The organism is Mesorhizobium sp. M2A.F.Ca.ET.067.02.1.1, assembly GCF_004023285.1.
Lineage (GTDB): Bacteria > Pseudomonadota > Alphaproteobacteria > Rhizobiales > Rhizobiaceae > Mesorhizobium.
Genome location: NZ_RZSB01000617.1, coordinates 1 through 3,638, shown reverse-complemented (window position 1 = coordinate 3,638; position 3,638 = coordinate 1). Strand labels below are relative to the sequence as shown.

3 protein-coding genes and 2 pseudogenes are annotated in these 3,638 nt (G+C 61.7%); 2 read left to right on the top strand and 3 right to left on the bottom strand.

Annotation, left to right across the window (positions count from 1 at the left end; translation table 11 throughout):
* A partial coding sequence (locus EOA28_RS28720) for a porin (protein ID WP_148670904.1) occupies positions 1–1,048 on the top strand: 1,048 nt, incomplete at its 5' end.
* Between the two features lie 83 nt (positions 1,049–1,131).
* Here EOA28_RS28720 and EOA28_RS28715 read toward each other — a convergent pair.
* On the bottom strand, positions 1,132–1,413 hold the full coding sequence (locus tag EOA28_RS28715) for a tetratricopeptide repeat protein (RefSeq protein WP_127251401.1): 282 nt from the start codon (positions 1,411–1,413) through the stop codon (positions 1,132–1,134).
* A gap of 252 nt (positions 1,414–1,665) precedes the next feature.
* Between EOA28_RS28715 and EOA28_RS28710 the strand changes: the two are divergent.
* A pseudogene (locus EOA28_RS28710) lies at positions 1,666–1,848 on the top strand (pyridoxal phosphate-dependent aminotransferase); the annotation flags it as partial.
* A gap of 267 nt (positions 1,849–2,115) precedes the next feature.
* Here the strand turns inward: EOA28_RS28710 and EOA28_RS28705 are convergent.
* Both EOA28_RS28705 and EOA28_RS28700 read right to left on the bottom strand, forming a co-directional pair.
* Positions 2,116–3,132: pseudogene (locus EOA28_RS28705) on the bottom strand (alpha/beta hydrolase); the annotation flags it as partial.
* A 182-nt stretch (positions 3,133–3,314) separates the two neighbouring features.
* Positions 3,315–3,638: SUMF1/EgtB/PvdO family nonheme iron enzyme (locus EOA28_RS28700; RefSeq protein ID WP_148670903.1), on the bottom strand; the 324-nt coding region annotated here is incomplete at its 5' end.

Genomic DNA, 3,638 nt, shown 5'->3' with positions numbered 1-3,638 from the left:
CTTCTACATCCCCGGCACCGAGACCTGCCTGCGCGTCGGCGGCTATGTCCGTTACGACATCGGCGTCGGCGACGTCGGATCGTTCGACGGCGCGAAGTCGTTCGACCACGAGGACGGCGATGAGCAGAGCACCTTCTACAAGAACACCCGCTTCACGCTGAAGACCTGGACCGGCCAGGAAACCGAACTCGGCACCTTGAAGACCTACACCGAGACCCGGTTCAACTTCGGCAACCGCAACGGCTACCCATCGGCAGACGATCCGACCACGGCAGCGGATGAATTCAACAGCAATCCTGCCGGCAACAAGAACGTTTCGCTGAATTTCGCCTGGATCCAGCTCGGTGGCCTCCGCGTCGGTAAGGACGAATCGGCCTTCGATACGTTCATCGGCTACGCCGGCAACGTCATCCAGGATACGATCGTCCCCTATGGCGACTTCGACACCAACGTCGTCCAGTACTATTTCGACGCCGGCAACGGCTTCTCGGCCGTGGTCTCGCTGGAAGAAGGTTCGGGCGTCGTCGGCACCATCGACAGCTACGTTCCGCATGTCGTCGGCGGCGTGAAGTGGACTCAAGGGTGGGGCGCCATCACCGGCGTCGTTGCTTACGACAGCAACTACGAGGAAGTCGCCGGCAAGGTTCGCCTGGATGTGAATGTCACCAACGAACTGTCGCTGTTCGGCATGTTCGGTTATGGCAGCGACGACAACCTCAACGACCCGAGCTATGCCATCGGGGCCAGTGGTCGCGGCTTCTATAAAATCTGGGGCGGCAACTGGGCATTCTGGGCCGGCGGCACCTACAAGTTCAACGAGAAGACCTCGTTCAACCTCCAGGTGTCGGGTGATCAGGACAAGAACTATGGCGTGGCGGCGAACGTCGCCTATGACATCGTACCCGGCTTCACGGTCACGGCCGAAGTCGATTGGGATCACTTCGGCAAGTTCGATGATTGGGTTTCGGGTGCCGACGTCGTCAACTTCACCGGCGCCGACAAGAAGAACAGCGTCGGCGGTCTGCTCCGCTTCCAGCGCTCGTTCTAACAGGCACTGCCTGATCGAAATCGAAACCCGGCGGGCGATCGCCGGGTTTTTCATTTGGTTGCGAGGTGAAGACCCGCGGTGCCTTAAGCGCGCCGCAGGTGCCTGATGGCAAGTGCGTGTTCGCCAACCGTCAGATAAGCATCGCCCAAACTGAAGTGGAAATATGGGTCGAGTGGCGTCTGGTCGACCGCCCGAGCAAGGTATTTGATGGACAACTTATCATCGACGCCCAGTCCCAGCGTCCCCAACATGTACAAAGCCATCGGGTGCTCGGGCGTCCTTGCCAAAACGCGACGACACAGTTCCTCGGCCTCGGGCAACCTGCCCGCCAGCTGAAGTTCCAGCAACATTTCGTTGGCCTGCATACGCGGCTTCGCCTTCGGCTGCTTGAGTGTTGGCTGTTTTACAGTCTGCTTTGGCGCGGGTCCGCTCTTCAAATGCTTGGACCAGCCAGGGGCGGTCGGTTATTCATCTCGCCTCGCTAACAAAACGAGGCGCGGGAATCCAGCCATGGTGCAACCGGCAACGCACCCGCGCTATTTGCCCCTTTCGACAACTTGCACCCACTCCCCGCCCACGCTAGCAAGAAGCCCCCTTTCTCAACCGAGCCCTTTGCCATGCGCCAGCGCCCTTCCCTCGCGCCGATCATCGGTGCGCTTCCCACCACTGTGCCGTTCGTCGGGCCGGAGGCGCAGGAGCGCGAGGGCGGGCGGCCTTTTCGCGCCCGCATCGGCGCCAATGAAGGCGGTTTCGGGCCTTCGCCACGCGTTATCGCGCGCATGGAGAGCGTCGCGCGCGATCGATAGCGGCCTTGCTTTCGGCTGTCCGGTCTTGGGTTGTGGAATTCTCTTTCCAACGGATCTTTCAGGTGTTTGGACCAGGCGGGCGGCAGCCGGTTGTTCATCGTGTCTGGCTAGAAAAAAGGGGCAACAGAATCCAGCCTCTCGGGCGCTGAAGGCAGGTCGCCTCCTAATCGCCCGCGCCGTTTACGCCACCTAATACGATCACTGGGTCGTCACATCACCCTTCAGGATCGTCTCGAGCTCGTCTGGCGGGGCATTGTTCGTTTTTCCTTCAATGGCCGCGACGGGCGCGCTGACCGTGCTTGCCGCGACGTTGCCGATCGTGTCGACCGTGCCGGCAACCACAAGGCCGAGTTCGTCGCCAAGCCCCACTCTCGAATCCGTCAAGGTCTGGCCGGAAGCAAGTTGCGCGCCGAGCAATTGGACGATCTCCGGACTTTCAGCGAACTTGCTGTGATTCAAGCGATCCGCGGTCTTTACGTCGGTCAGATCAAGCACGGTTATTCCAGCCGCCTGGAGCTTCGATTTGTATGGCTCCTTCGACGGGTCGGCCTGCCCCACCCTGTCGACATTGCCCGCAATCAGGCGCGAGACGGCGAGCGCCCGATCGTCCCGCGAGACGGTGATGGTGAACTTCGGCTTTTTCGGCCCAAGCTCGGTCCACTGGCGACCAAAGACATCCACGTCGAGATCGGGAGACGCCAGTATGACGTTCCTGATCTTGGGCGAAACGCGCCCGTCCTCCAGCGCCATCTGCCTCAGCGATTCCATCGCCAGCCAGGTGCCCATCGAGTGGGCCATGACGGTGACGTCGGTCACGCTGCGGTCGTCGGCCAAGGCCTTCAATGTCCGCTCGAACGCAGTGCGCGAGAAATTCGCGCTTTCCTTGTCGTAGTTGTAGCCAAGCACACTGGCGCGCGACGGCCATGTGAAAAGGATCGGCACGACGTTCGCCCGCGAGTCGTGCACGAACTGCGCGAAGCGAAAAACCGAGTCCTCATACCGGTTGTTGAAGCCATGCACGAAGACGAGAACATGGCCGTTCGAATTGTGAGCATGCAGCCATTTGTGAGCCTCGGGAATCGACAGGTTTCGTGCGGCAATGACCGCGAAATCCTTTTGGGGGTTTGGCGGCAGCTTTTTCGGCCACTCGACCGTGCCGGGCGCACGGTTCGGCGGAATCGAGATGGTCAGGTCGGTCAACGAAAGCGCCGGGCTGCGCTCGCCCGTGAACAAGGTCGCCGGGTCGCCGGAAGGCTTGCGGCTGGTCGCGACCAACATCGTCACATCCGATGCCGCCGGCGAAACCAAGCTCGCGGGGATCGGCGCCAGAACCCCTTCGGGTCCAGTTCCGCACGCCGTGAGCGTAAGGAATACGGCCGATATGGCTGCTGCAACCCGCCAGCGCGCCGGTTTGGACCTCCCGGTGCCGCGATGCCCATGGAGCGCGCTGCGCCCTCCTCTCACGACGGACGCGCGATGCATCGAAAACCCAGGTGGCAAGTGGACGTATCCACGGGCTGCGCCATGCGAGCGGCCGGCCGGTACCGTCGGCAATAGCTGGGGGCGCACAGGAAGGACCCGCCCTTGGTCACCTTGCGTGGAATTTTGATGTCGGGTGTCAGCGGGTCGAAGCTCGCCTCACGCTCGCCGCCGCGCGGATTTTCCATCGTACAGCAAGGGCTCTCGATCCGGCGATGTTCCTGGTACCAGTCGGTGGTCCACTGCCAAACATTGCCGGCCATGTCATGGAGCCCGTAGCCATTTGCCGGAAACGAGCCGACGGG

Coding starts and splice junctions, on each gene's coding strand:
- EOA28_RS28715 (WP_127251401.1), bottom strand. CDS start 1,413: ATGCAGGCCAACGAAATGTTGCTGGAACTTCAGCTGGCGGGCAGGTTG.